The 26,519-nt window shown below is 61.9% G+C and carries 21 protein-coding genes; 12 read left to right on the top strand and 9 right to left on the bottom strand.

The window, feature by feature from the left end; translation table 11 throughout:
- Positions 1-16: 16 nt before the first annotated feature.
- From HMPREF1022_RS10095 to HMPREF1022_RS10080, 4 genes are all read right to left on the bottom strand, one after another.
- The gene (locus HMPREF1022_RS10095; protein WP_190276393.1) at positions 17-445 is read right to left on the bottom strand and encodes a YqaA family protein; all 429 of its coding nucleotides are present in this window, start codon (positions 443-445) and stop codon (positions 17-19) included.
- A 52-nt stretch (positions 446-497) separates the two neighbouring features.
- Positions 498-758: a hypothetical protein gene (locus HMPREF1022_RS10090; protein ID WP_009303015.1), complete on the bottom strand. Its 261-nt coding sequence runs from the start codon at positions 756-758 to the stop codon at positions 498-500.
- Positions 759-836: 78 nt separating this feature from the next.
- Positions 837-1,859 carry a cytochrome d ubiquinol oxidase subunit II gene (cydB, locus tag HMPREF1022_RS10085; RefSeq protein ID WP_008682278.1) on the bottom strand — a complete coding sequence of 341 codons (1,023 nt, stop codon included), beginning with the start codon at positions 1,857-1,859 and terminating at the stop codon, positions 837-839.
- 2 nt (positions 1,860-1,861) lie between these two features.
- Positions 1,862-3,178 (bottom strand): cytochrome ubiquinol oxidase subunit I, encoded by a 1,317-nt coding sequence (locus HMPREF1022_RS10080; RefSeq protein WP_008682276.1) that lies wholly within the window; start codon positions 3,176-3,178, stop codon positions 1,862-1,864.
- A gap of 331 nt (positions 3,179-3,509) precedes the next feature.
- Between HMPREF1022_RS10080 and HMPREF1022_RS10075 the strand changes: the two genes are divergently transcribed.
- The 6 genes from HMPREF1022_RS10075 to htpG all read left to right on the top strand — a co-directional run bounded on the left by HMPREF1022_RS10075 (position 3,510) and on the right by htpG (position 10,251).
- Complete coding sequence (locus tag HMPREF1022_RS10075; RefSeq protein ID WP_008682275.1) at positions 3,510-4,886, top strand: protoporphyrinogen/coproporphyrinogen oxidase; 1,377 nt, start codon at positions 3,510-3,512, stop codon at positions 4,884-4,886.
- 115 nt (positions 4,887-5,001) lie between these two features.
- Positions 5,002-5,382, top strand: a complete 381-nt coding sequence (locus tag HMPREF1022_RS10070) for a Rid family detoxifying hydrolase (RefSeq protein ID WP_008682272.1) — start codon at positions 5,002-5,004, stop codon at positions 5,380-5,382.
- A gap of 134 nt (positions 5,383-5,516) precedes the next feature.
- Entirely contained in the window at positions 5,517-6,848 is a 1,332-nt protein-coding gene (locus tag HMPREF1022_RS10065) for an MFS transporter (RefSeq protein ID WP_009303014.1), read from the top strand.
- 9 nt (positions 6,849-6,857) lie between these two features.
- Positions 6,858-7,094, top strand: a complete 237-nt coding sequence (locus HMPREF1022_RS10060; RefSeq protein ID WP_008682268.1) for a hypothetical protein — start codon at positions 6,858-6,860, stop codon at positions 7,092-7,094.
- Positions 7,095-7,396: 302 nt separating this feature from the next.
- The gene (locus tag HMPREF1022_RS10055; protein ID WP_009303013.1) at positions 7,397-8,197 is read left to right on the top strand and encodes an IclR family transcriptional regulator; all 801 of its coding nucleotides are present in this window, start codon (positions 7,397-7,399) and stop codon (positions 8,195-8,197) included.
- An 83-nt stretch (positions 8,198-8,280) separates the two neighbouring features.
- Positions 8,281-10,251, top strand: coding sequence for a molecular chaperone HtpG (htpG, locus tag HMPREF1022_RS10050; RefSeq protein WP_008682265.1), 1,971 nt, complete (start codon positions 8,281-8,283; stop codon positions 10,249-10,251).
- A gap of 129 nt (positions 10,252-10,380) precedes the next feature.
- Here htpG and HMPREF1022_RS10045 read toward each other — a convergent pair whose 3' ends face one another.
- From HMPREF1022_RS10045 to HMPREF1022_RS10030, 4 genes are all read right to left on the bottom strand, one after another.
- Positions 10,381-10,626, bottom strand: a complete 246-nt coding sequence (locus tag HMPREF1022_RS10045; RefSeq protein WP_008682262.1) for a thioredoxin family protein — start codon at positions 10,624-10,626, stop codon at positions 10,381-10,383.
- A gap of 15 nt (positions 10,627-10,641) precedes the next feature.
- On the bottom strand, positions 10,642-11,685 hold the full coding sequence (locus HMPREF1022_RS10040) for a permease (RefSeq protein WP_008682260.1): 1,044 nt from the start codon (positions 11,683-11,685) through the stop codon (positions 10,642-10,644).
- Positions 11,686-11,879: 194 nt separating this feature from the next.
- Positions 11,880-12,203 carry an ArsR/SmtB family transcription factor gene (locus tag HMPREF1022_RS10035; RefSeq protein WP_008682259.1) on the bottom strand — a complete coding sequence of 108 codons (324 nt, stop codon included), beginning with the start codon at positions 12,201-12,203 and terminating at the stop codon, positions 11,880-11,882.
- Positions 12,204-12,375: 172 nt separating this feature from the next.
- Complete coding sequence (locus HMPREF1022_RS10030; RefSeq protein WP_008682257.1) at positions 12,376-12,951, bottom strand: hypothetical protein; 576 nt, start codon at positions 12,949-12,951, stop codon at positions 12,376-12,378.
- Positions 12,952-13,570: 619 nt separating this feature from the next.
- Between HMPREF1022_RS10030 and HMPREF1022_RS10025 the strand changes: the two genes are divergently transcribed.
- A complete protein-coding gene (locus HMPREF1022_RS10025; RefSeq protein ID WP_008682255.1) occupies positions 13,571-14,551 on the top strand; it encodes an AEC family transporter in 981 nt (326 codons plus the stop codon).
- 151 nt (positions 14,552-14,702) lie between these two features.
- Here the strand turns inward: HMPREF1022_RS10025 and HMPREF1022_RS10020 are convergent, their stop codons facing one another.
- Positions 14,703-16,049 (bottom strand): hypothetical protein, encoded by a 1,347-nt coding sequence (locus HMPREF1022_RS10020; protein WP_008682249.1) that lies wholly within the window; start codon positions 16,047-16,049, stop codon positions 14,703-14,705.
- A gap of 38 nt (positions 16,050-16,087) precedes the next feature.
- On the opposite strand from HMPREF1022_RS10020, the gene HMPREF1022_RS10015 reads away from it, so the two are divergent.
- From HMPREF1022_RS10015 to HMPREF1022_RS09995, 5 genes are all read left to right on the top strand, one after another.
- Positions 16,088-18,754: a valine--tRNA ligase gene (locus tag HMPREF1022_RS10015; protein ID WP_009303011.1), complete on the top strand. Its 2,667-nt coding sequence runs from the start codon at positions 16,088-16,090 to the stop codon at positions 18,752-18,754.
- Positions 18,755-18,842: 88 nt separating this feature from the next.
- Complete coding sequence (locus HMPREF1022_RS10010; protein WP_009303010.1) at positions 18,843-19,847, top strand: hypothetical protein; 1,005 nt, start codon at positions 18,843-18,845, stop codon at positions 19,845-19,847.
- Positions 19,848-20,565: 718 nt separating this feature from the next.
- Positions 20,566-22,788, top strand: a complete 2,223-nt coding sequence (locus tag HMPREF1022_RS10005) for an EAL domain-containing protein (protein ID WP_009303008.1) — start codon at positions 20,566-20,568, stop codon at positions 22,786-22,788.
- A 3-nt stretch (positions 22,789-22,791) separates the two neighbouring features.
- Entirely contained in the window at positions 22,792-24,246 is a 1,455-nt protein-coding gene (locus HMPREF1022_RS10000; RefSeq protein WP_009303007.1) for an OprD family outer membrane porin, read from the top strand.
- 124 nt (positions 24,247-24,370) lie between these two features.
- Positions 24,371-26,122: a methyl-accepting chemotaxis protein gene (locus HMPREF1022_RS09995; protein WP_008682240.1), complete on the top strand. Its 1,752-nt coding sequence runs from the start codon at positions 24,371-24,373 to the stop codon at positions 26,120-26,122.
- Positions 26,123-26,519 lie beyond the last annotated feature (397 nt).

Below are 26,519 nucleotides of genomic sequence, written 5' to 3'. Positions count from 1 at the left end.
TTTCATACGAATGGTCTTACGCGGTCCAGGGCAGAACCAGGGCCGCCACCACGAGATAGCGGGCCAGTTTGGCCAGGCCCACGATCAGGATGAAGGACGCAAAGGGCTCCCGCAGCAGTCCGGCAACCAGGGTCAGCGGATCGCCGATGACCGGTGCCCAACTCAGCAACAGGGACCAGCGGCCGTATGTGCGGTACCAGGTCCGGGCCTTGTTCAGTTTTTCTTTTTTGACCGGAAACCAACGCTTGTCCTGAAAGCGGACGCAACAGCGGCCCAGCAGCCAGTTGACGGCCGAGCCCAGGATGTTGCCCGCCGTGGCCGCTGCCACGAGCAGCCAGACGGGTTTGTGCCCGGCGGCCAGCAGGCCCGCCAGGGCCAGTTCTGACTGGGCGGGCAGCAGGGTGGCGGCCACAAAGGCGGCCAGAAACAGGCCCCAGAGAGCCATGAGGCTCACGGGCGCGCATCCTTGCCGTCATGTGGCCGCCGCACTATTTCCCTCAATACCACATTTTTTTCAGTTCGGCGTCGGTCACGCCCAGGCGGTGCATGCACATCTCGAAATACGAGCTCCAGAACGGATTGCTGGAATTGTGCGGGCCTTCGCTGTTCATGGCCGAGGCTTCCTCGCTGCATTGCTGCTTGGCCGCCAGCGCCTGTTGTTCCTCAAAGGTCAGGGGCGCGCTGTGGCGCGGGGCACAGGCCGTCAGTCCGGCCAGACAAAGGGCCAGAAGCAGGGCGGAAAGAATGCGTTTTTTCATGAGCGACTCCATATGTAAAAAGCCGCGCCGGTTGCTCCGGCGCGGCTTGCTGAAGGACAATACGCGGACCGGCGGGGTCTAGTAAGCGTGGTCGTCCAGATCCTTGGCCGTCACCGGCTGCGAGAAGAGCCGGTAAGCCCAGAACTGGTACACAAGCACAATGGGCACCATAACCAGGGCGACGCCCAGCATGATCTTCAGGGTCAGCGGGCTGGAAGAGCCGTTGAAGGCCGTCACCGTGGCGGCGGGGTCCAGCGAGGAGATGATCATGCCCGGGAACATGCCCATGACGCCGAAGAAGGTAACGCCGAGGATGAACAGGGCGCTGCAGCCCCAGGCCAGCCAGAGCTTGCCGTGCTTGAGCATGCAGCGCGCGCCCAGCAGGCCCGCCAGTGCCAGCAGGGGCAGGATGAAGAGCGCGGGCATGGCCAGGTAGTTGTCGTACAGTTTGGTGTAAAAGGCGGTCAGAATCAGGAAGACCACCAGCAGAGCCAGCATGATGGGCCAGACGAAGGTGGCCGCGGCCAGAGCGCGGGTCTGCAGGTCGCCCTCGCTCTTGACGGCCAACCAGATGGCCCCGTGCAGCACAAACATGCAGACGAAGAACACGCCGCCGGCCAGGCCGTAGATATTCAGCAGGCCCAGCAGGCTGCCGTGGTAGACGCCTTGGGCGTCCACCGGAATGCCCATGAACAGGTTGGCGAAGGCCACGCCCAGCAGCAGGCTGGGTATCAGGTTCGCCAGAAAGTGCACGCCGTCCCAGAGGGAACGCCAGGCGGCGCTTTCCACCTTGTTGCGGAATTCAAAGGACACGGCGCGGAAGATCAGGGCGAAGAGCAGGATCAGCAGGGGCGCGTACAGCGCGCTGAACATCACCGCGTAGGCCTTGGGAAAAGCGGCGAAGGTCACGCCGCCGGCCGAGATCAGCCAGACTTCGTTGCCGTCCCAGAAGGGACCGGCCGCGTTGTACATGATCCGGCGTTCCTCTTCGGTTTTGCCGAGGAAGGGCAGCAGGGTGCCCAGCCCCAGGTCAAAACCGTCCAATACGAAGTACACTGCCCAGAGGAGAGTCCAGAGCACGAACCAGATGGTTTCCAACATGATTATGCCTCCTGGGCGTCGGGGCCCTTGATCGCGTATTTACGCAGCAGATAAATATCCAGGACGCCCAGCAGCGAGTAGACCACGATGAAGGCCCCCAGCGAAATGGCCACATTTTCCGCCGGTACCGGGGAAACGGCGTCGGTGGTGCGCATCAAGCCATGCACGATCCAGGGCTGGCGGCCGATTTCCGCCACGGCCCAGCCCAGCATGATGCTGATGTAGGGCAGAGGGATATTCCAGACCAGAGCCTTGAGCAGTCCCCGGCAGGGCATCTCCCGCTTGCGCTGCAAGGTGGCGGCCAGGGAAAGCAGCAGGAAAAGCATGCCCAGAGCCACCATCAGGCGGAAGGACCAGAATACCGGCGTAACCGGCGGCCGGTCCTCCTTGGGAAAGTCCTTGAGGCCTTTGACTTCCGCGTCTGTATGCTCGTAGGCGATCCAACTGAGCAGGCCGGGGATGCCCAGAGCCTGCACGCTGTTGCGTTCGTTGTCCGGGTCAGGCCAGACCAGCAGATAAAACGGCACGTCCCGGGCGGTTTCCCAGTGGGATTCCATGGCCGCCAGCTTTGCGGGCTGGTATTCGGCCACGGCCTTGCCCTGCTGGTCGCCGGAAAGGCAGAGGATGATCGTCAGAATCAACGTATAGGGCGCGATCATTTTGAAGGAGCCGCGGAAGAAATCCGTATCGCTCTTGCGCAGCAGATGCCAGGCCGAGACGCCCAGCACAAAGAAGCCGCCCAGCGCCCAGGACGCCAGAACGGTGTGGGCGAACATGCCCCAGGCGTAGCCGTTGAAGACCACGTCCCAGAAGTTGGAAAGCTCGGCCCGCCCGGCGGCCTCGTTGATCACATAGCCCACGGGATGCTGCATGAAGCCGTTGGCCAGGATGATCCAGAGCGCGGAAAGGTTGCCCGCGATGGCTACCAGCCAGATACAGGCGCAGTGGGCCTTTTTGCCCAGTTTGTTCCAGCCGAAATGCCAGACGGCCAGAAAGGTGGATTCCAGGAAGAAGGCCACCGTGGCTTCAATGGCCAGCAGCGAGCCGAAAATGTCGCCCACGTACTCGGAGTAGCGCGCCCAGTTGGTGCCGAACTGGAACTCCAGAGTGATGCCGGTCACCACGCCCAGAGTGAAGTTGATGAGAAAGAGTTTGCCCCAGAATTTGGCATGACGTTTCCAGATTTCATCGCCGGTGCGCACATAGCGTGTTTCCATCCAGGCGAGAATCACGGAAAGCCCCAAGGTGAGGGGAACGAAAATAAAATGGAAAAAAACGGCCACAGCGAATTGCAGCCGTGAAAGCATCACGACGTCCATAAGCCCTCCTTAAAGACTTCTTTTAGGCTGATAGCCCGATCCCGGTTAAAAGGCAAGGAGTTACCAATATCGGTTTACCGGCATCCTCTCCTTTGCACTCGAGAAAGTTTGTCCTCCCGCTTGACAGGAAAAAAGTCCTGGCGTACGTTTCGTATAGATTTACAGCGTAACATAATTCGGTATATAATTGAGAATTTGCCTCCAAATACAACAGTTTTGGATAAACTTTCGTATTTATTCTAAAAAACGGTACATAATACCGAAATATGTTATGATAAGGGCAACGCACCGGTCCGGCCTTCCGGACCGCAAACAACACAAGGGGGATCCCATGAGAGACGCGATTATTGTTGGTGGGGGCATTGCGGGTATGTCTGCCGCCTGGAGGTTGCGGCACAGCGATATCATCGCTCTGGAAGCCGGCAACCGCATCGGCGGGCGGTTGCGTTCCGAGCGGCGGGGCAAATACTGGCTGAACTGGGGCGGGCACGTCTTCGGCGGCGAGGGCTCCTATGCGGACAAATTGCTCAAGGAAGTCGGCGTGGACGCCTTGGACCTGCCCGGCTCCTTCTCGGCCCTGTCCTTTAAGGGGAAGACGCTCAACGGCGGCAATGTGAATCTCTATCCCTTCAAGCTGCCGCTTTCCTGGGGAACGCGCTGGGAGATCGTCAAGGCCGGTCTCAAGGTCATGAAGGCGGTCAAGGCTTACGGCAGGGTCAACAAGCCGCGCAAGGGCGAGGATTACCGCGTGCGCCAGCAGCGCATCTATGATTTCATGGCTGACAAAACCTTTGCGGAATTCACGGGCCCCCTGTCGCCGGATGCGGATGCGTTTTTCCGGCCCACAGTCTCGCGTTCCTCGGGCGATCCGGAGGAAATCTCCGCCGGAGCGGGCGTAGGTTATTTCCTGCTCGTCTGGGACAAGGGCGCGGGTCTGGCCCGCAATATCGTGGGCGGCGCCGCCACTCTGCCGCAGGCCATCGGCGACAAGCTCGGCGACAAACTTAAGATGGGCGCGGAAGTGCTGCAGGTCGTCCAGCACAATGACCACGTGGAAGTGACCTGGCGGCAGGACGGCAAGGAACATACCGAAAAGGCGCGCTACTGCGTCATGACCACGCCCGCCACCATCACCCATCGGGTAACCAAAGGCCTCGACCCTGTGGTCTACGACGCCCTCGGAAAAATCAAATACGGTCATTATGTTTCCGCGGCCTTCCTGACCAACGAGACGGGGCGTCATGCCTGGGATGACGTCTATGCCTACTGCACGCCGCAGCGTTCCTTCAACATCGCCTTCAACATGTCCAACCTGGTACGCTCCATGGAGGGCGGCGAACGTGCGCCCGGCTCCTCCTTCATGGTCTTCTCTCCCGCCACGCTGGCCCGCAACCTCATCAACCTGCCGGACGAGAAGATTCTGGAAATCTACCGTAAGGACCTGGAGGAAGTCTTCCCCGGCTTCGGCAATATCGTGGTGGAGCAGTCGGTGCAGAAATTCCATGATGGTCTGGCCTACTGCTTCCCCGGCCGCAACAAGGTGCAGCCCATGCTCATGCGGGCTCCCAACCGCATCTATCTCGCGGGCGACTATCTGGGCTCCTGGTATACGGAAACCGCCATCCAGACTGGTCTGCTGGCCGGTGAGGACATCAACAGCAAGCTCTATACCGACAAGCTGCTGCCCGACAACGGTTTCTCCTACTAAGGCATATCGTGATGCGCGGTCCGGCGGGGCTCCGTCTGCGGGGCTCCGCCACCGCCTGTCCGTGGCATGGAGAAAGGAACCCGATCCACAGATAGAGATAGCAAGGAACAAGATGATGAGACAGATCATTGCATCCAAGGGGGCGCCGGAAGCCGTCGGAAACTATTCGCAGGCGGTGCGCGCCGGAAATCTGCTCTTTCTTTCCGGGCAGATCTGCGTGAACCCCCATACCGGCATGATGGAGCGCGCAAGCGTGGCCGCGCAGACGGCGCGGATCATGGAGAACATCAAGGCCATTGTGGAAGAGGCCGGGGCCGGTATGGACGACGTGGTCCACTGCCGCGCCTTCCTCTCCGATATGCGCCATTTCGAGGAATTCGACGCGGTGTACCGCGGCTATTTCGGCAAACCCTATCCGGCGCGCATGACCGTGGCCAGCGCCGGGATTTATGACGGCCTGGATGTGGAAATGGATGCCGTGGTCCTGCTGCCCTGAAGACCCGGATCTCCCCGCCCCCCGCGCGGTTTCAGCCGCGTGGGGGCGGGCGGTTTAGAAATCTTCAACATCATGCCGAGGCTGTGAACACAGAAGCGACCGCAAATCCTTAACTTGTAAAAACGGGGTATGTGATGCCGCAGAATTTTCCGGAACGAAAACAGAAACATTGCTATGAGGAGGCCGCGTTCTGCCGGTTGCACAGAAAAGTCATCGGCGGCGGCATGTTGGGACAGTTCAGCGACGGTTATATTCTCGGCTCCATCGGCATTTCCATGAGTCTTGCCACCGGAGCCCTGAGTCTGGACGCTTGGTGGCTGGGATTGATCGGCGCGGCTTCCCTGGTCGGGCTCATGCTGGGCAGCCTGTTCATGGGGCCAGTTGCCGACCATATCGGGCGCAAACGCATCTTCTGCACGACCATGGCGGTATTCACGCTCGCCTCGGTGCTGCAGTTCTTCGTGACCGACGCCACGGAACTCTTTGTGCTGCGCCTGATTCTCGGTCTGGCGCTCGGCGCGGATTATGCCGTGGGCCTGACCATCGTCAGCGAATGGACTCCGGCGCGCCTGCGTCCGCGCGCCCTCAGCTTTCTGATGATCATGTGGGTGGGCGGCTATGTTTCCGCCTATGTTGTGGGATACTGCCTGCAATTCATCGGCGGGGACGCCTGGCGCTGGATTCTGCTCACCTGCGCCGTACCATCGGCGGCGGCCATGATTGTCAGAGCGGGCACGCCGGAATCGCCGTCATGGCTCATAGGCAAGGGTCGCGCGGATGAAGCGCAGGCCCTTGTCGATCGCTTCATCGGCCCGGGATACTGCCTGCCCCCGCAGGCCCTGGCCGCCCCGTCCGCCGGGTGGCGCGAGCTTTTCAGCACCCGCTGGCGCAAGAACACCATTGTGGGCGGCGTGTTTTTCGCCTGCCAGGTCATTCCCTACTTTTCCTTGAGCATATTCCTGCCCCAGGTCTTCAAACAGCTGGGCATGGAAGATCCCTACACCTCGGGCATCATCTTCAATCTCTTCCTTTTTCTGGGCGTGCTGCTGGGGACCTGGCTCATCGACAGGATATCGCGCCGCCTTTTCCTGACCGGGAGTTTTTACCTCTGCGCCGCAGCCCTGCTGACCATGACGGTCTGGCAGGGGATTCCTACCCTCTGGGCGCTGATCTGCATTTCCACCTTCAGTTTTATAATCTCGGCCGCCTCGGTGTTGGAATTCGTGTACCCGCCGGAACTGTTCTCCACGGAACTGCGGGGATCGGGCGTGGGCTTCTGCGTGGCCTGCAGCCGCATCGGCGGCGCGGGCGGCACGTTTTTGCTGCCCATCGTCATGGAGAACTTCGGCACGGTGGCGGCGCTTTCCGGTTGTGTGGCCGCGCTGCTGCTGGGCGGCGTGGTCTGCCAACTGTGGGCGCCCGAAACCGGCAAAAAGCGGGCGGGGCAAGCGGCCGCACGCGCATAGAGGAAACATATGGAACGTGTCGTCATTTTGCAGGCCCTGGTTCTGTTCCTGATTTTTGTCGTCTTCTGGGGGCTGTCCGGCAAGGCTTTCCTGTTCTACGGGAAAAAATGCATCGCTCAGGCGGAGCGGGGCGGAAGCGCGGAAAAAGGCGCGGGACGGCTGCGCATCTGGAGGTTTTTCCTTTCCTCCGCTCTGGCTGCCTTGGTAGCCCTTTGCGTGGCACTCATCGGCTATTTCAGGGGGTAGGCCAAGTTTGAATCCGGAACAGCGCCGGGAGCGCCCGTTGGACCGGGCTGATCCTTTCGCCCCGGCGGCAACGTGCCGCCGGGGCGAATTTTTCGGCAACCGTTCGGAAAAAATTTTTCGGGAACCGGAAGCGGCGGCCTTGCGCGCGAGCCGAGAAGATCGCCAACAGGGGCAACGACTCCGGGGCGGGCGTGCCCGCTTGAAGAATTCCGCAAAATATGGTTTCTGGGACCAAAAGTTCCGGCTCCGAGCGGGGCCGACATCAACGGGCGTCCGGCTACGGACGCCGGAGTGGGGAAACTATGCGGGAACGTCCCAAAAAATATTATACCATCGGATCCATCGCCAAGGCCTGTGATGTTCTTGAAATGCTGGCCACAAAACAATCCTGGGATCTGGCGGAGCTTTCCCGCGCGCTGAAGCTGCCCAAAACCACGGTGCACCGCATTCTGCTTACCTTTGAAGATGCGGGTTTCGTTCAGCAGGAACAGCGCGGCGGGCGGTACGGCCTCTCCCACAAGCTCTTCTCTCTGGGCAGCCAGGTTCTGGGCCATTCCAGTCTGCTGGATGTGGCGCGGCCTTTCTGCAAGGAACTGCTGGCCGCATTCGACGAAACGGTCAACGTCTGCCTGGTGTCCGGCATCGACATGGTCATTGTGGACAAGCAGGTCACGACGCAGACCTTGCGGCCGGACAATATCGTGGGAGCTTCCTTTCCCATTTTTTATTCCGCGTCGGGCAAGGCTTTTCTCGCATTCAGCGAAGAACCGTATATTGAGGAAACCCTGAGGAAAATCAGGACCGATACCTGGCCGCCCATTTCGGACCAAGCCTACGCGGCTTTTTTGCGGGAACTGGAGGATGTGCGCAAAACCGGCCTCGGCTATGACTATGAGGAACTCTTCCCCGGCGTGCGCTGTATCGCCGTACCGGTTTTTGACAGAAGCGAAAAGGCCGTGGCCGCTGTCAGCGTGACCGCGCCCACCACCCGCCTGACCCGGCAGACCACGGAAAAAATCGAGCGCGCCCTGCTCAAGACCGGCCGGGATATTTCGCTGCGCCTGGGCTCGAACCATCCTCTGTTCCGGAGCATGGCGGATTAGTCACGTTTTGCGGCTTTTCCGGACTTGAAAACCTGAAAGAAGGTATTATCTAACGGAATAATGCTTTTTTCAGGAGGTTCGTCATGGCCGAAGCCGGCAAAAAGACCCGTCAATTCCGCGCCGAAGTGCGCAAAGTTCTGCATATTCTCACCAACTCCCTGTATACCAACCGGGAAATTTTTCTGCGCGAGCTTATCTCCAACGCGTCGGACGCCCTGGACAAGCTGCGCTTCCGCATCAACCGGGGCGAAAGCCCGCGCGAACCGGATCTGCCCCTGGAAATCCGGATCAGCATCGACAAGGATGCCAAAACCCTGACCATTGCCGACACCGGCTTGGGCATGACAGCCGAGGAACTGGCCGACAACCTGGGCACCATCGCCAAATCCGGCTCCGAGGAATTTCTGGCCGGTCTGGCCGCCGAGTCCGGGACCCGCAAGGAAAAGAGCAACGGCAAGGGTGACGGCGAAGCCGAAGACGCGACGGCCGACGCGGCCAACATCATCGGCCGTTTCGGCGTGGGCTTTTACTCGGTCTTCATGGTGGCGGACAAGGTGGAAGTGACCTCGCGCCCGGCCTTTGAAAAGGACGCCCAGGCCCATGTCTGGATCAGCGACGGCCTGGGCTCGTACAGCGTCGCCCTCTCCGACGCCGAAGAGCCCAAGCGCGGCACCGTGGTCAAGGCCCACCTCAAGGACGACGCCGTGGAATTTCTGGAAAAATTCCGGGTGGAGTCCGCCATCCGCAAGCATTCGGCCTTTGTGCCCTTCCCGGTGTTTGTGGACGGCGAGCGCATCAACACCCAGCCCGCGCTTTGGCGCGAGCCGAAATCCAGCGTGACCAAGGAGCAGTACGACAATTTTTACAAGGCCCTGACCTATGACGCCAAGGACCCCCTGGACGTGCAGCACATTTCCGTGGACGCGCCGGTACAGTTCAACGCCCTGTTGTACATTCCGGACTCCAGCCAGGATTTCTTCGGCGCGGACCGCGACTTCTGGGGCCTGGACCTCTATGCCCGGCGCGTGCTCATCCAGCACCGCAACAAGGAGCTGATCCCCGAATACCTGGCTTTCCTCAAAGGCGTGGTGGATACCGAGGATCTGCCCCTGAACATTTCGCGCGAAACGTTGCAGGAAAACGTGCTGCTGCGCAAGATCAACCAGGTCATCGTCAAGCAGACCTTGGGCCATCTGGAAAAAATAGCCAGGGACGACGTGGAGAAATACAATCGTTTCTGGCGGCTGCACGGCAAGATCTTCAAGCTGGGCTACCACGACTTCCCCAACCGGGAGCGGGTCAGCGCCCTGCTGCGCTTCAATTCCTCGGCCCTGGCCGACGCCGAGGCCCTGACCAGCCTGGACGAGTACATGTCCCGCGCGCCCGAGGGCCAGAAGACCTTCTGGTACGTGGCCGCGCCCAACCGGGAGGCCGCGCGTCTCAACCCGCACATGGAGCTCTTCCGCAAGAAGGGCATTGAAGTGCTCTATCTCTTCGAGCCCGTGGACGAGTTCGTCATGGAAGGCCTGGGCAAGTATAAGGAATGGGACTTCAAATCCGCTGAAAGCGCGGCGGACGACGCCCTGACCTCCTTCGCGGACAAGGAAGCCCCGGAAAAAGAGACCGCCGCGCCCCTCTCCGAGGAGGACAACGTCTCCTTTGACAAACTGCTGGCCCGGATGAAGGAAATTCTGGGCGACAAGGTCAAGGACGTGCGCGTGTCGCACCGTCTGGCCGACAGCCCGGCCGTGCTGGTCTCGGCCGACGGCGGCATGAGCTCGTCCATGGAAAAACTGCTCAAGGTCATGCAGAAGGACGACTCCCTGCCGGTCAAGATTCTGGAGGTCAACCGGGATCATCCCCTGCTGCGCAACATGCTGCGCATGTTCAAGGCCGACGGCCGGGACAAGACTCTGTCGGAAATGACCCAGGGCCTCTTTGACACCAGCCTGCTGCTGGACGGCTACCTCAAGGACCCGCAAGCCCTGGCCGCGCGCACCAACGAGCTGCTGGCCGAAGCGGCGGCCTGGTATACGGAAGTCAGAAAGATCTAGAACGGAGTACCTTTGAAACGCTACACGTTTCAAAGGATTCATTCCGGCAAAAAAACGCGGTTTTCGCCGGAGCGGGCGAAGGATCAGGGGCTCTAGACGCTCAGGATCCTCCGCCCGCTTTTTATTGCGTCACGGCGCGGCGCCCCCCGCGACCCATTCCCGCGCTTCCCGCCCGGAAGGCACGCGCCCGGCGCACATGACCCTGCCGTCGATGACCACGGCGGGCGTGGACATGATGCCGAGCAGCATCATTTCCTTGAGGTCCGTGACTTTTTCCACTGTGGCCGTACCGCCCGTCTCCCGGACGGCGGTGGTGACGATGTTTTCCGCTTCCGCGCACCGGGCGCAGCCGGTGCCGACGACCTTGATGATCATGGCGCTCTCCTGACCTTAAAAAATGTTCACCTGAAGGGTATTGAACAGCCAGCCCGCAAGCGTGAAGATAGCCAGCAGCAGGCCCAGAAAGACGGCCAGCAGCTTCCAGCGCATGACCTGCTTGAGCATGAGCACTTCCGGCAGACTGACCGCCACGGTGCTCATGCAGAAGGCCAACGTTGTGCCCAGGGGCAGGCCCTTGAGCAGCAGGCTTTCCATTATCGGGATGATGCCCGTGACATTGGTGTACAGCGGAATGCCCACGGCCACGGCCAGGGGAACGGACCACCATTGGCCCGAACCCAAGTTTTCCGTAAACCATTCCCGCGGCACAAAACCGTGCAGCGCGGCGCCAAGGCCCACGCCGAGAACGACCCACAGTCGGACTCGATGGAAAATGCCGCTTGTTTCGGACCAGGCAAACGCATGGCGCTCCATGAGTCCCATTGCCGGTGGATTCCCCGCTTGCGGGTCCGCCGTCCGGGAGGGAGCGTTTTTCATGGCCTCCAGGAGGAATGGTTGCAGCCAGCGTTCCGCGTGGAGTGCGTCCATGATCATACCGCCGCCGATGCCCGCGCATATGCCCACAGCCACGTAGATGACCGTGAACTTCCAGCCGAGGAGCCCCCACAGCAGAAGCACGGCGATTTCGTTGATCAGCGGCGAAGTGATCAGAAAGGCCATGGTGATGCCCAGGGGGATGCGGGTTGTGGCGAAGCCCAGGAAAAGAGGAATGCTGGAGCAGGAACAGAACGGCGTAACAGCCCCGAACCCCGCCCCCAAGACATAGCCTATGCCCCGGCCCTTGCCCGCCAGGTAATCCCGGACCCGCTCGACGCGCAGGCCCGCCCGCAGCCAGCCGATGACGTACACCATCAGAACAAGCAGCAGGAGAATCTTTGCCGTGTCATACAAAAAGAATTCGGCGGCATCTCCCACGGGCGTGCCCCGGCTCAGGCCGAAAAGGTCACGGGCAAGCCATTGTGAAAGGGGCGCAATGACTGAATACGCCGCCCACCACAGCGCAAGGGCCGCAATGCTGATTCCGAAATACCACATTCTGTTCACTCGCGCCGGGACCGGAGAGCGGACAGCGGCGGCGGGTGCCCGGCACACGCACTGCGTCGGGAGAGCTGACGCCCGTTTTTTCCCCGCTGCCGGGACAGCGTTTTTGCCTATCATGTGATCCTCGTTAAGCTTTCCTTATTGGCAAAATTACCAATGAAATGTCCAAAAAAATTTGCCGTGGGAAGTTATTGCTTGCGCAACATATCCATTTGCGCCAGGACGCGTTTTTCCACCAGTTCGCCGGTGCATTTCAAAAAGGTTTCCAGGCAGCAGATCGCCAGGCGGTAATAGATGTTTGTGCCTCTTTTCTCGGAGGCCACCACGCCCGCTTCCCGGAGCACGGAAAGATGCTTGGAGACCGTGGACATATCGTCCCCCACCAGGGCTTGCAGGTCGCAGACGCATTTTTCGCCGTCCCGCAGGGCGTCCACCATGAGCAGGCGGCTCGGATGTCCGAGCGCCTTGAAGATTCTGGCTTGCTCCGCAATATATTTTTTATGCCTGTCCATAATTTTTGGCTTTTTAGCCAAATAGTCAGTTTTCTTTCTTCCGTCAAGACGAAAGCGTCAATCTGGCGCGTGGCCGGGCGGAAGGAGCGGCCCCGTCCGCGGGTTCCGGAAGGCAAGATGTTTCCGGCAGGCACTCCGGCCGCCTTAGAGCAGTTTTTTAAGGTAGTATGTTCTAATGATTGGCGGTGCTCGCCGGTCTGTGCGGCGCGAGGTGGAACGACAGTGGCCGGTATACGGAAATCAGGCACATGGACAGGATGACTGTCAGTTGCAACGCGCCTTCCCACATGCTTTCCGGCAAAATGCAGGCCCGCACGAAACGCAGCGGCCCGTCCAGGCCCAGAGGCACGAGCACGGCGATGAGGTCGTCGCCCCAGGGCCCCCAGAACATGGTACCCCAGAAGCCCGCGCAGAGGCTGATCAGCCATTTGTAGCCGATCCAGGCGAATTTGAAGAAGCCGATGGACGTGCAGGTGGAGTAGAACAGGCCGCTCAGCAGACAGCCCGCAAGCCCGGGCATGACAACCCAGGTGTCCACGAAATGCAGGCACCGGGCCACCTGCGCGGCAAAGGCCGCATTGTCGGTGGAGAGCCGCAAAAAGCTGAGCGCCTGCATGGAAAGCGCGCCGCCTGCCCAGGCCGTGGCCGCGAGCAGATGCAGGGCCTTGGTGCCTTTGATGATGATATTGTCGCGCGCGCTGAACCCTTTGCCCAGCCTGCCGTAATTTCTCACCATTTCGTTCAGCATGCCGATCCCTCACAGCTGCGAAGCCCAAAGCCGGTTTTGCCTTGGCTCTGGATATGTCTGTTGCACGGTCGCTCCTGCCGCCTGGTTGGAAATTTTTAGTATAGACGCTTTATGGTTATCGGCAAGATTTGCTTGTTTGCTCAAACAATATTGTCGGGCATAAGCATCGCTCAGGGTGCACGGAGGGTAGGCAATGATATCGGGCTGACGGCATTTCCGGGTGTCCCAACGCTGAAACGCCCGGCAAGCGCGGCATGGCGCGGTACCTAAACAGGCGGCTCCAAGCCGCTGCCAATGTACATTCTCCGTTAGCCTGTCCTGGGAGCCGTTTCTAAATTGTCTTTTTGGCCTTTGCCAGCGCCAGGCTCGCCCCGTGCGAAGGTCGGGTTTGCATATATTCCCCCCGCCCAGGGCTCGCCTTTCCTGGAGAGAACGAAAATCCTTATTTCGAAACAGCTCCCGGGTGGCCTTGTCCAGCAGAATATTGTTTGATTAATCAAACAATATTCTGCTGGACAAGGCCCGTGCTTGGAGCCATTATCCCGCCGTTGTCCGCCTGCCGCTACGGAGCGCGGGCAGCCGGGTTGCGCGCCGCTCAAGCGGCGCGGCGGAGGAGTGTATGCTGGAAGCCCTGTTCGCGGTTGTTCCTGTTTTTTTGATCATCGGCATGGGCGTGCTGCTGCGCGCTCGGGAGGTACTGCCCGAAAGCGCGGGCCCGGTCCTGGGCGTCTATGTGCTCAAGCTGGCCCTGCCGCTGCTGATTTTGCACATCCTGGCCGGTGCGCATCCCGGCGATCTGGCCCACGGCGGCTTCTGGGCCGGGGTCATCGGCTCGCAACTGATCGTCTACGCTCTGGGCTACTGGGGCGACCGCCTCTTCTGCCGTCGGGGCGCGGGCCCGGCCGTGATCTCCGCCCTGAGCTGCAGCGCCTGCAATACGGCCTTTGTGGGCCTGCCCATTGTGACCAATCTGCTGCCCGGAAATCAGGAGGCCCTGCTCATCGCGGGCCTGGCCACCCTGACCACCAACATCGTGATGATCATGGGGCAGGCCCGGCTGGATATGCTGGCCGGGGCGGCGGCCTGGAGCGACGGCTCACGTTCCAGGGTCGCGACCCTGCTGCGGGTCTTTATCCTGGGCAATCCTATCCTGCTCGCCACCCTGGCCGGGGTGGCCCTGTCCTTGTCCGGCCTGGGGCTCTGGGCCCCGCTGGACCGCACGGTCAGTCTGGTGGGCTATACGGCGGCCCCCTGCATGCTGCTGGCCCTGGGGCTGGATCTGCGGCAAAAACTGGCCCTGACCATGCACCGGGCTGAAGGGCATGCCGCGCTGCGCCAGGTCTGGCTGATTTCCTGCAAGTTGCTGCTGCATCCGCTGCTCTGCTGGGCCATCATGTGGCTGCTGGGCATTTCCGGGGCCTGGCTGGCTATCGGCGTGATCATGAGCGGCACGGCCACGGCCCTGATTGTTACGGTCCTGGCCGAGATCTATGGCGCCGTGCCCGAGGAATCCGCGCTCACGGCCGTACTCTCCAATGCCTTGAGCATGTTCACGCTGACCGGTTTTGTCTGGCTGTTCATGCGCCTGGGCATGATTTAGAGCGTTTTGATTTGAAAATATCTCAACGCGCGGTGTGGATTTTCACGGAAAATCCGCACCGCGAAATTATCGCAAGGCGCATTTACTTCGCCGTTAAGCGATAATTTCAAGCGCAAAATGCTCTAAAGACGCGGTGAGCGGCGCGGCGGGATCAGAGGCGCACCTCCTGCGAGAGGTAGATCAGCTCTTCCGTGATGGTCAGCAATTCCTCAATGAGGCCGCCGCCGTGCATGGGGTGCCCGAACAGGGCTTCGCGCTGGTTGTCGAGGCCGCGTTGGTCCACGGCGTCGGGCAGGGTGGGAGAGAGGGTTTCGGCCAGACGGCAGGCCAGCAGATAGCCTTCGGCCCCGGCGGCGAACAGGGAGCTCAGCTCCGCGAAACGGGAACTAACGTCGCGCCAGTAGTCCAGGGCCTCGCCGGAAGGCGCAAGATTCACGGCCGTGCAAAGCGCCGCGTGCAGATTGTTGCAGGCCGCGCCGGGCAGGCCCGTGCGCCAGCCCCAGAGCCAGGGCGCGCGCCGGAAAAAGAGGTGATGCTCAACCGCCAGGTCCAGCAGGGCGCGGGTTCGGCGCAGGGCGTCCAGCAAAGGCATCGCCGTCGTGTAGTCCGGCCAGGCCGGTACGGGTTCGCCCAGCTCCCAGCCCGGCACCAGATCACGCCGGGGCTCCAGGGCCGCCAGGCGGCGCAGGAGATGGACCAACCAGGCGTTGGCGTCCGGACTCTGCGGGGTTTCCAGATGTGAGTAGCTCAGCACGTAGCGGCCTTGGCCGTACGCGCCGCTGACCACCAGGGGCTGATCCGTGAGGAAGTCCGCTGAAAGATTGATGCCGTACAGGGCCTGCCATGCTTCGAAGACATGCGCCGGAATGCGCTGCAAGGGCAGGTCCGCCAGCCAGAAATCCGCGTCCGGCGCGTCATAGGCCGCCAGCACGCACACTTCTTCCGTGTTTTCCGGCGCGAAACGTCCCGGCCACCAGACCGGCAGGGAAAGGGACGCGTTGTTCCTGCTTCCGGCGGCTCCCGACGGAAGCAAGGGCGGAATTCCGGGCGGCGAAAGTTCTTCCCCGGCGCGGGCCCGCACCCGCACATGGCCGGAAATCAGATGATGCAGGCGCTGGGGATAGGCCGCGCGCGACCAGGGGCAGAGTTGCAGTCCGTCGCACGGGTCGCGGTGGCTGAGGGCCAGGCCCGCGCCGCCGCAGAAGCCCAGGTAGCCGCCGCCTTGTTCCAGATAGGCGCGCACGGCCGCGCGCCCGGCTTCGCCAAGGGCCAGGGCCTTGAGCCGGGCGTTGCCGCCCGGCACCACCAGCAACGGGGGCGGGATGGCGTTTTCGTATGCCCGGCAAGAGCCCGGCTTGCCTAAAAGCGCGCCTTCGGCTATTTCTTGGCCCTTAACCAGGCGGCAGGACAGTCCCAGGGCGCGCAACGCGCGCCAGGCCATGAGGCCCCAGATGTGGGACGCGTCCCATAACATGTAAATCGACTGCGCGGGCTGCATAGGCGCGCAGTATCGCCGCCTTTTACGGAGAAAGCAAGATGGCGGATACCCTCCCCAAGGGCTATGAGCCCCATGACGTGGAAGCCCGGTGGCGCAAGCACTGGGAAGAGAAAAAAACCTTCACGCCCGACCCGGACGCGCCCGGCGAGCCCTATTCCATCGTCATTCCGCCGCCCAACGTCACCGGGGCCCTGCACATCGGCCACGCCCTGAATTTGACGCTCATCGACGTGCTCTGCCGTCACGCCCGCCAGAAGGGCAAGAACGTGCTCTGGGTGCCGGGCACGGACCACGCGGGCATCGCCACCCAGAACGTGGTGGAGCGGGCCCTGGCCAAAGAGGGCAAGACCCGCCGGGATCTGGGCCGCGAAGCCTTTGTGGAAAAAGTCTGGGAATGGCGCGCGGACTACGGCCACCGCATCCTGAACCAGATCGGGGCCCTGGGCTGCTCCGTGGACTGGACGCGCCTGCGCTTCACCATGGACGAGGGGCTTTCGGCGGCGGTGCGCAAGGTTTTCGTGCAGCTCTATGATGAAGGCCTGATCTACAAGGGCCACTACATCATCAACTGGTGCTCGCGCTGCCACACGGCCCTGGCCGACGACGAAGTGGAACACGAGCAGAGCAGGGGCAGGCTTTGGAGCGTGCGCTACCACCTCACGGACGGTTCTGGCTCCATCGTCATCGCCACCACCCGCCCCGAAACCATTCCCGGCGACACGGCCGTCTGCGTGCATCCCGAGGACGAACGCTATGCCCATCTGGTGGGCAAAACCGCGCGCGTGCCCGTGCTGGGACGCGAGGTGCCGATCATCGCGGACAACTATGTGGACCGCGAGTTCGGCACCGGCGCGTTGAAGGTCACACCCTGCCATGACCACAACGACTGGCTGCTGGGCAAAAAGCACAATCTGGAATTCGTGCAGGTCATTGACGAAAACGGCGTCATGAAAGCCGAGGCCGGGCCTTACGCGGGCCTGAACAAGGAAGAATGCCGGGACAGAATCGTGGCCGACATCGAAGCCGCCGGGGACCTTGTGGGCGTGACGGAGCTGGAACACGCCGTGGGCCACTGCTACCGTTGCCATACGGTGGTGGAGCCGCACGTCTCCCCCCAGTGGTTCGTGGCCACCACCAAAATGGCCCCGTCCGCGCGCGCCGCCGTGCCGGAACTGACCAGAATTTTTCCGGAATCCTGGCTCAAGACCTATTACCATTGGCTGGACAACACCCGAGACTGGTGCATCAGCCGTCAGATCTGGTGGGGCCACCGCATCCCGGCCTGGACCTGCAAAGCCTGCGGCAAGCTGATCGTGGCCGAGGAAGCACCGGACGTCTGCCCCGTGTGCGGTTCGGATCATCTGGAGCAGGACGAGGACGTGCTGGACACCTGGTTCTCCTCGGCGCTCTGGCCTTTCTCCACCATGGGCTGGCCGGAACAGACCAGGGATCTGGCGCGCTGGTACCCCACCTCGGTGCTGGTCACGGGCTTTGACATCATCTTCTTCTGGGTGGCCCGGATGATGATGATGGGCCTGCACTTCATGAAGCAGGTGCCCTTCCGTGACGTCTATCTGCACGCCCTGGTGCGCGACGCCACGGGCCGCAAGATGTCCAAATCCACGGGCAATGTTATCGATCCCCTGCTCATGATCGAGAAATACGGCTGCGACTCGTTGCGCTTCACGCTGACGGCCTTCGCGGCCATGGGCCGCGACATCCGCCTGTCCGAAGAGCGCATCGAAGGCTATCGCCATTTTGTGAACAAGCTTTGGAACGCCGCGCGCTTCGCCCTGATGAACCTGCCGGAGGAAGCGCCCGCGTCCGTGAACCTGGAAAATGTACGGGGCCTGCACCATCAGTGGATTCTGCAGCGTCTGGAAATGGCCAAGCTGGACATGGACCAGGCCCTTGCGGACTACCGTTTCAATGACGCGGCCCAGCTCGGCTACAAATTCCTCTGGAACGAGTTCTGCGACTGGTATCTGGAACTGATCAAGCCCGACATGCAGTCTGACGACCCCGCGCGCAAGGCCGCGGCCCAGTATGTGCTCTGGCTGGTGCTGCGCGAACTGCTGGTGCTGCTGCATCCCATCATGCCCTTTGTCACGGCCGAGATCTGGCGCGCCCTGCCCGTGCCCGCCGGGGAACAGCCCACGGATCTGGCCCTGGAGCCCTATCCCTCGTTGCGCCCCGGCTGCGCGCGTGAGAGCGAAGCTTGCCGCATGGAGCTGATCCAGGGCGTGATTGTGGCCGTGCGCACCATCAAGGCCGAACTGGGCATCAGCCCCAGCCACAAGGTAAGCCTGCTGCTCCATCCCGTGGACGAGGAACAGGCCGCCCTGCTGGAGGAAAACCGGGGCCTGATGATAACCCTGGCCCGCCTGGAATCCCTGGAACTGGGCGCGGAAGTGCACGCGCCCAAGGCGTCGGCCTCGGCCGTGGTCCAGGGCTGCCAGGTTATCGTGCCCCTGCGCGGGGCCGTGGACCTGGCCGGTGAGTTGGCGCGCCTGGACAAGGAACTGACCAAGCTGGAAAAAGACGTGACAGCCGTGAACATGAAGTTGAGCAACGAGAGCTTTGTGAGCCGCGCGCCCGCCGAAGTGGTGGCGCGCGAACGGGAACGCGCCGGGCAGTTGCTGGACGCCAAGGCCAAATTGCAGGCCCTGCGGGCCCGTTTCGCCGAGGCCCTGGCCGAAGAATAATCCCGGCGGCCCGGCCCGGGCGGGCCGGGCCGCTTCCCCTTTTTTCCGCGAGCGCGCCGCCCGCTTCCGGCGCGCGCCCGGAGGCAGCATGCCGCGTTTCGTACGTTGTATCCCGATTGTTTCCCTTGTCCTGATTTTCTCCCTGGCTGTTGCGCTGTCCTGGCCCGTATCTTGGCCCGTGTCGCGGGCCAGGGCCGCCGTGTCGGGCCAAAGCGCAGAGGATGCCGCGCATCCCGCTCCAGACTGGGACAAGAAGGGCGCGCCCGCGCCTGATTCCGCCGACCCCGCTCCCGGCCTGGAAGACGGCATGGATCTGCCGTCCGTCAAATCCGGCGGGCAGGCCTCTCCCGCCGCCGTGGTCAAGGAAATGCGCCCCCTGCTGGACATTCGGGCCCTGCGCCGGAGTCTGGACGACATCGGCCTGCTCAAGGCCGCGGGCTTTGCCTATCAGGAGGGCCTGACCGTGCCCAAGGACATCTGCCCCCAGCCCGGCGACCGGGATCAGGCGGCGGTGCTCAGCGGCATGGCGGCGTCGGATCAGGCCTACGCCCTGTTTTTCGGCAAGGCCGAGGACGCGGCGCGCGAAAACCGCCTTTTGCGCAAACTGAGCCCCAAGACGCGTCTTCCCGTCCTGACCGCCAAGGAAAAGAATATCTTGGCGAAAGATCCCACCGGCCCGACCGGGCGGGAGATCATTGTCCGGCGCAGCGAGGCCCAGGTGCGGGCCATGCTGGCGGCGGCCTCGCAAAACGAGACCAATCTGCGCCTGCTGGGCGCGCATTTCTACGGCCTCTTTTTGGAGCGCCTGTATACCACGTCCGTCATGGTGCTGGCCGCCGCTGAAAGCGACACCCTGGAGCCGCTCCACAAGGTGCATGCGGCTCTGAGCGCCAGCCAGGGCAAACTGGTGGAGATGCTGGCGCGGCACGGTCTGCTCGGGGACGCGCACTTCGCCGCAACCCGCCTGGAGACCGTGGACAGCCTGCTGCGCCTGCTGGCGAGCAACCATGGCCGCCCGAGCCTGGCCCAGATGGAGGAAGTTCTGGGCATTGTGCGCGAGGAGAGGGCCTCGTTTTTGACGCCCTGCCCCTAGAGCAGATTAACTTTGAAATTTTACAAATTTCAAAGTCGGCATTCTGGCGAAAAACGTGGTTTTCGCCAGAATCCACGCCGCGTTGCTCTCGATGCCTGTACGCCCTTTGGGCTACAGGCACGGCCCTACGGGCCGCCCGTCGGGTCGGTCTTCGCGGCGCGCCGCACCGTGTGCGGCGTTAGAGCAGTTCCAAAGTAAAAATGCTCCAGGGGGTGTCGTCATGAGTGTCTTTTCGGTTATCTCTGCGTCGAAATTCGTCTTTTATTCCGGTCGAGTACCATAAGAGTACACTCCCTTCATAACAGGCTCTTTCTCCTTGGTATAACACGAAAATCCATCTCATGACGACACCCTCTAGGTGTAATGTTTCAATAGATTGTTCAGCCTTCGTCCATTTTTGAACTCGTTGCCGGAGCAGTCCGGTCTTTCGGGTAACGGGATTCACGGCGCACCGCTCTCTGTCCGTCAGCCGCCGTTTTTCCGCTCCTCGCGCCATTTTCGGCCGGACGGACCGCGCATTGACAAAGCGGGCATTATCACTATGCTACAATAAAGGTCTTTCGGCACAACAACGGGATGTTCCGACGAGGGGCGTCCCGTTGCGTCGTTTTACGGGTGGCCGCATGCGCGGCCCCGCCAACCGAAGCCGACAGCGCCGGAGCTTTTGCCGGAGCGCCGCCCGTCCAACACGGGATGGCCGCCGCAACCAAGGGTTTTTGTGAACGCGAAACTAAAGGACGCCACCTCCACCCTCCGCAACCGCCTGGTCAACCGAGCTCTGCGCCTGGCCGACCAGGCCGCGGGCGTCCCCACTCTGGCCGCCGTCCGTTCGGCGCTTATCGTCATGCTGCCCTTCATGTTCCTGGGCTCTCTGGCGATTTTGCTGAACAGCTTTCCCCTGACCGCCTACAGGGACTTCATGGCCCATGTTTTCGGCCCGCGCTGGACCCTGTTCGGTGAGATCCTCTACAGCGGCACCTTTGCGATCATGTCCCTGAGCCTGGTCTTTTCCATCGGCCAGCATCTGGTGGACCAGTTTAACAGCGCCAGCCGGATTTTCCGGGCCAACCCGGTCATTGCCGGTCTGGTCAACCTGGCGGCCCTGTTCTGTCTTTTCCCGCAGTCGGCCTCGTCGGACAATCTGCGCTGGTTCGGCGTTTCCGGCCTGTTCGTGGCCCTGCTGGTGGGTCTGGCCTCCACCCGGCTGTTTCTGTTCTTTTTTTCCTTCAAGCAACTCCATCTGCATTTGCGCGGCGGCGCGCCGGACATTGCCCTGCCGCGTACCTTCAGCTCCTTTCTGCCCGGCATTCTGACCTTGCTGGTCTTTGCCGCCGTCGGCACGCTGCTGCACGGCACGGGTTCGTCCCTGCACGAACTGGCTTATCATTACATCCGCCTGCCTTTCGACGCCCTGCACGATGGTCTGGAGCGGAGCCTGCTCTATATCCTGTCCCTGCATGTGCTCTGGTTTCTGGGCATCCACGGGGCCAATGTGCTGGACCCCATTACCCACGATATTTATGGCGCGGCCATGCTTGCCAATGAAACCGCCGCCGCCGTGGGTCTGCCCCTGCCGCACATCATGACCAAGAACTTCATGGATGTGTTCGTGTTCATGGGCGGTTCGGGCGCTGGCATCTGTCTGGCGGGCGCGCTGATTCTGTTCGGCAAAACCCGCACCAGCCGGGGCCTGGGGTTTTTATCCCTGCTGCCCGGCATGTTCAACATCAATGAAATTCTGCTCTTCGGCCTGCCCGTGGTGCTCAACCCGCTGATGCTGATCCCCTTTGTGGGCACGCCCCTGATTTTGGCGGGCGTCAGCTATCTGGCGGTGGTCTGGGGGCTGGTGCCGGGCGCGAGTGTGGCCACGGAATGGACCACGCCCGTACTGCTCAACGGCTATCTGGCCACCGGCTCCCTGAACGGCTCTTTGCTGCAACTGCTGAACCTCTGCCTGGGCGTCTGCATTTACGCGCCCTTTGTGGTGCTGACCAACAAGGTCAACATCCGCCGCACCAACGCGGCGTTCAGCACTCTGACCGGGCGGATCTGCGGCGGGGACGGCGGCCCCTACAGCCGCCAGCAGGACGATGCGGGCACCCTGGCCCGCAGCCTGATTCTGGACCTGGAAAGGGAGAGCCGCAACGCCCAGGGCCTTTTTCTGGAGTACCAGCCGCAGATTTGTGCCCGCAGCGGCAGGGCGGTGGGCGTGGAATCCCTGCTGCGCTGGCGGCATCCGGCCTACGGGTCCATTCCCGCGCCCGTGACCGTGACCCTGGCCGAGGAATCCGGGCTGATCCGGCCCATCGGGATCTGGATTTTCGAAACCGCCTGCCGCACGCGCCGCCGCTGGCTGGACGCGGGCCTGACGGACCTGACCATGGCGGTCAATGTTTCCGCCTTGCAGCTGCAGGCCTCGCTGCCGGAGCGCTTTATGGAGATAACCCGCCGCTACCGCGTGCCGCCCGCGCTGATGAGCGTGGAAGTGACCGAATCCAGCGCCCTGGATTCCGGCTCGCCGGAAAGCCGGGTAGTGGCGCGCCTCCATGATCTGGGCTTTCCCATCGCCATTGACGACTTCGGCATGGGGCACAGCTCGCTGAAGTATCTTAAGCAGTTCCCGGTGAATTATGTGAAAATCGACGGCGAAATCACCAAGGAACTGGTCACCAATCCCATCTGCCGCGATATCGTCTCTTCCATCACCCGTCTCTGCCGGGCACGGGGCATGAGCTGCGTGGCCGAATTCGTGGAAAACGACGAACAGGTCGCCATCCTGCGCGAGGAGGGGTGCGACATTTTCCAGGGCTGGCGCTACAGCCCTGCCCTGCCCGAAGCGCAATGTCTGGCGTATCTTCAGCAAAACAGGACCGAGGGCGGCGAAGACTGCGCCGCCCTATCCGTCGCAACGCGGCCGGGGCCCGCCGCCGGGGAACGCTAGCCTGTGGCGGAACAACAGCAACGCCTGGTTCCGGGCGGTTTCCGCACCCTGCGGCTGCTTTGTCTTCCGGCGTTGTTCTGGGCATTGCTTTGGGCGTTGTGGCCCGCGCGTGCGGATGCGGCGGATACCACGGACAGTCCCGACAAGGGCAGCCCGGCCCGGACGCTCCTGCCCGAGGACAGCCCGCTCAGCCCCCTGGTAAACGACGCCCATCTCAGCGGCGGCCTGTATTTCTTCGGCCGGGACCGCCAGCGCTACGACGTGGACCGCAAAACCTACCGCACCAACCTGCGTCACGGTTCCCTTCAGGCCAATCTGGATCTGGTTTCCGGCTATGCCTGGGACCATCTGGGTTTTGATTTCGGCGCCTTCACCTCCCATGATCTGTTCAACTACGGCGCGCCGGACCATGAAATGGGCTACGTACCCTGGCAGGACCCCTGGCATCCGGACTGGAGCAGGCACTTCACGCTGAACGGCGTTTCCATCTATAAGGCCGCACTCAAGGCCAAGGCCGGTCCGGCCTGGCTGCGCGCGGGCTGGCTGCAGCCCGAAGGGCCCGGCGTGCTGGGCGTGAACTGGTCCATCATGCCCGGTTCTTGGCGAGGGGTGAACGCGGGGCTGGATTTCGGCGGCTTTTCCGTGGCCGGTATGGTGGCCGACACCTACAAAGCACCCTGGTTCCTGGACGAATACAAGCTGATGAAGAACGACGGCGAGAGCCATGTGCCTGGCGTCTGGAGCTTGGGGGCGCGCTACGCCTTTGACAACGGCATTACCCTGGAGGCGGCCTACGGCCAGTCGCCGGGTCATCTGCACAACGCCCATTTCAAGAGCAGCTGGGAGCTGCCCGCGGGACCGGGACGGCTGAAGTTCGGCTACCATCTTTACGCCATGGCCGACAGTGACGACGGCGACGGGGTCAACAACAATTTCGACGGCCCGGCCCTTCAGCACTATCTCTTCGGCCTGTATGAGCTGAATCTGTGGACCTTCCGCCTGGAAGGCACCTATACCGGCGCGCCCATGTCCGGGCCCTGGAGCCAGGGGCAGTTCGCCTACCGCCTGGCGGACCGCAACGGCGGAGCCAAGGGCGCCTATGAGGTCTGGTGGGATTCCCGCTCGGACTGGAACGCGGACGATGAAAAGGCGGTCTTCGCGGGCGTGGAGCGCCGTCTGGACGATATCCTTCCCGTAAAGGGCTTTTACGTGGGCGTGAGCGGGGCCGTGGGCTGGGACGGGCGGGGCTGGGGAACGTCCGAGCGCCTGCGCGAATGGGCCGTGAACGGCGATCTCGGCTATGTCAAACCCGACGGCCCCCTGGAAGGCGCTTTCGTCAAGCTGCATTACACGGAATATCGTAACGGTACGGACGCGCCCAGTTGGTCCGTGTACAAGAACGGTTTCCAGTCAGAGCACGATTTCAAGATTCTGATCGGCCTGCCGTTTTCGTTTTGAAGTAAAAAATTTGTCCGCAGGGCTAATCCCCGGAGAAAGTTTGCCGTAAAGCTGATCAAAAGGGTCATATATCAGCCGCGCCCCGAGCGGCCAATCGTGCGAATTTTTCGCGGGAGATGCGAGTATGCGTTGGCGAGACATCCGGCTTGTGTATAAATTGAGCCTTGCCTTTGGGGTGATTTTTCTGTTGTTCGGCCTGTACACTGTTTATAATTTCAAAGTCATCGGCGACATCTCCGGGGTTTCCGACGCCCTGGACCGCAGCAGCGAGTCCGAACTGACTCTGCTCAAGGCTGAAAACGCCCATTTCGTCTGGGCGGCCAATGTGGCGGCCTACCTCTTGGACGATACGGTGACCAGGCTCAATGTGGTCACCGACGGGCATCAGTGTACGTTCGGCAAATGGTTTTACGGCGAGGGCCGCAGGGAACTGGAACAACGCCTGCCCGCCGTGACCCCTATTCTGGACTCCCTGGAACAGCCGCATCTGGCCCTGCATGCGGTGGTGCCCGGCATCGTGGCGGCCCATGAAAAAGGCGATGATCAGAGCATGCAGACGCTCTACCGGGATGGAATCGCCACTAATCTGCTGCTGATCCGCCAAGGCCTGACCAAGGCCATCAAACTGGTGGACGAAGACCTCATGCGTTCCAACACGGCTCTGGCCAGGACCCTCGTCCAGAGCCGGAATGTGGCTTTGACCATGAGCGGCGGCATTCTGCTGGTCTGCGTGCTGCTGGCCGTCTTTCTCACCCGCAGCATCGCCGGGCCGTTGCGCCGTCTGGTGCTCTATGCCCAGGAAGTGGCGGGCGGCAATCTGCGCGAGCCCCGCATCGCCCAGAAAGACGAGGTGGGCCAGTTGAGCGCGGCCCTGGGCGTGATGGTCGGCACGCTCAAGCACAAGATCGAGGAAGCCCGCGAACAGACCGATATGGCCCTGGCTAAAAGCCGGGAGGCCGAGGAAGCCCTGGATTCGGCCAAAGTGGCCGCGCAGGAGACGGCGGCCAAGAATGATATGATTCTGGGGGCCTGCCAGCGCATCGAGGATGTGGTGAGCAATGCCAACCGCGCTTCGGGCGAGCTTTCAGCCGGTATTCTCCAATCCAAGAAGGGCGCGGAGGTCCAGGCTCGCAAAATTTCCGAGACCGCCTCGGCCATGGAACAGATGAGCGCCGTGGTGATCGAGGTGAGCCGCAACGCGACCTCGGCGGCGGAACTTTCCGCCGGTGCCCGCCAGAAGGCCGAGGAGGGCGCGGACGTGGTGCTGGAAGTGACCCGGAGCATCCGCAGCGTGCAGGAGCAGTCCCGCAGGCTGAAAGAGGATATGCAGACCCTGGGCCAGCATGCCCAGGCGGTCAACAGAATCATGAGCGTGATCTCGGATATTGCGGACCAGACTAATCTGCTGGCCCTGAACGCGGCCATTGAGGCCGCGCGGGCCGGTGAATCCGGGCGCGGCTTCGCGGTGGTGGCCGACGAGGTGCGCAAGCTGGCCGAAAAAACCATGGCCTCAACCACGGATGTGGATAACGCCGTGCGGGCCATCCAGCAGAGTGCGGACAAAAATATGCGCCAGGTGGATGAAGCCGTGCAGACCATCGAGCAGGCCACGGAACTGACCGGCAGGTCCGGCGAGGCCCTGCGCGAAATCGTTTCCATTGTGGACGGCGCCGCCACCCAGGTGCGGGCCATTGCCACGGCCAGCGAGGAGCAGGCCGTGTCCAGCCGGGAGATGGCCGACGCCATCAACGAGGTGGATACGGTGGCCGGGCAGACCGCCCAGGCCATGAACAACGCGGCGCGATCCGTGGCGGACCTGGCCGGACAGACCCGCACCCTGCACGCGCTGGTCACGGAAATGCGCGGCAAGGAGTAACGGGGCGCGGAAAAAGCGTGTTTTTTGTGTCCAGAGCGAAAAAGAAACATACTCTTGCGTCAGCTTTACTGTAACTTTGCGGTTATGTTACAAAAGCCGCATTTCCGCAAAACCAGCCCCCCGCTCACTTGCCGACAATATCGGCTGCGTTCGCGGGTCTAGAAGACGCACCGCTGGAGTCAAATGCATATCCGGAGTGGAGACATTCATTCGATTGCCCTGCGCGAAAGCGCAGGGCAGACGCATCTAATTTCAGCTTTTGCTGACCTCTTATTTGACGAGATTATCCGTCAAAACCAGCCTTTTTGGCGCTGGCGGCGTCATCTGGCGCTTTTTGCTGCTCATGTACTTGAGTACATTCCGCGCAAAAAGCACCATTTTCCTTGCCAGCGCCGAA

The sequence above is a fragment of the Desulfovibrio sp. 6_1_46AFAA genome (assembly GCF_000224635.1).
GTDB classification, from domain to species: Bacteria; Desulfobacterota; Desulfovibrionia; order Desulfovibrionales; family Desulfovibrionaceae; genus Desulfovibrio; species Desulfovibrio fairfieldensis.
This window is presented reverse-complemented; position numbering and strand designations above follow the sequence as displayed.

Bases quoted from the DNA above. Each gene is read 5' to 3' on its own strand.
- HMPREF1022_RS10035 (WP_008682259.1), bottom strand. From the start codon at position 12,203: ATGGACAGGCATAAAAAATATATTGCGGAGCAAGCCAGAATCTTCAAG.
- HMPREF1022_RS10015 (WP_009303011.1), top strand. From the start codon at position 16,088: ATGGCGGATACCCTCCCCAAGGGCTATGAGCCCCATGACGTGGAAGCC.
- HMPREF1022_RS09995 (WP_008682240.1), top strand. From the start codon at position 24,371: ATGCGTTGGCGAGACATCCGGCTTGTGTATAAATTGAGCCTTGCCTTT.
- HMPREF1022_RS10075 (WP_008682275.1), top strand. From the start codon at position 3,510: ATGAGAGACGCGATTATTGTTGGTGGGGGCATTGCGGGTATGTCTGCC.
- HMPREF1022_RS10045 (WP_008682262.1), bottom strand. From the start codon at position 10,626: ATGATCATCAAGGTCGTCGGCACCGGCTGCGCCCGGTGCGCGGAAGCG.
- HMPREF1022_RS10070 (WP_008682272.1), top strand. From the start codon at position 5,002: ATGAGACAGATCATTGCATCCAAGGGGGCGCCGGAAGCCGTCGGAAAC.
- HMPREF1022_RS10080 (WP_008682276.1), bottom strand. From the start codon at position 3,178: ATGGACGTCGTGATGCTTTCACGGCTGCAATTCGCTGTGGCCGTTTTT.
- htpG (WP_008682265.1), top strand. From the start codon at position 8,281: ATGGCCGAAGCCGGCAAAAAGACCCGTCAATTCCGCGCCGAAGTGCGC.
- HMPREF1022_RS10030 (WP_008682257.1), bottom strand. From the start codon at position 12,951: ATGCTGAACGAAATGGTGAGAAATTACGGCAGGCTGGGCAAAGGGTTC.
- HMPREF1022_RS10065 (WP_009303014.1), top strand. From the start codon at position 5,517: ATGCCGCAGAATTTTCCGGAACGAAAACAGAAACATTGCTATGAGGAG.
- HMPREF1022_RS10090 (WP_009303015.1), bottom strand. From the start codon at position 758: ATGAAAAAACGCATTCTTTCCGCCCTGCTTCTGGCCCTTTGTCTGGCC.
- cydB (WP_008682278.1), bottom strand. From the start codon at position 1,859: ATGTTGGAAACCATCTGGTTCGTGCTCTGGACTCTCCTCTGGGCAGTG.
- HMPREF1022_RS10025 (WP_008682255.1), top strand. From the start codon at position 13,571: ATGCTGGAAGCCCTGTTCGCGGTTGTTCCTGTTTTTTTGATCATCGGC.
- HMPREF1022_RS10060 (WP_008682268.1), top strand. From the start codon at position 6,858: ATGGAACGTGTCGTCATTTTGCAGGCCCTGGTTCTGTTCCTGATTTTT.
- HMPREF1022_RS10055 (WP_009303013.1), top strand. From the start codon at position 7,397: ATGCGGGAACGTCCCAAAAAATATTATACCATCGGATCCATCGCCAAG.
- HMPREF1022_RS10040 (WP_008682260.1), bottom strand. From the start codon at position 11,685: ATGTGGTATTTCGGAATCAGCATTGCGGCCCTTGCGCTGTGGTGGGCG.
- HMPREF1022_RS10095 (WP_190276393.1), bottom strand. From the start codon at position 445: ATGGCTCTCTGGGGCCTGTTTCTGGCCGCCTTTGTGGCCGCCACCCTG.
- HMPREF1022_RS10020 (WP_008682249.1), bottom strand. From the start codon at position 16,049: ATGCAGCCCGCGCAGTCGATTTACATGTTATGGGACGCGTCCCACATC.
- HMPREF1022_RS10010 (WP_009303010.1), top strand. From the start codon at position 18,843: ATGCCGCGTTTCGTACGTTGTATCCCGATTGTTTCCCTTGTCCTGATT.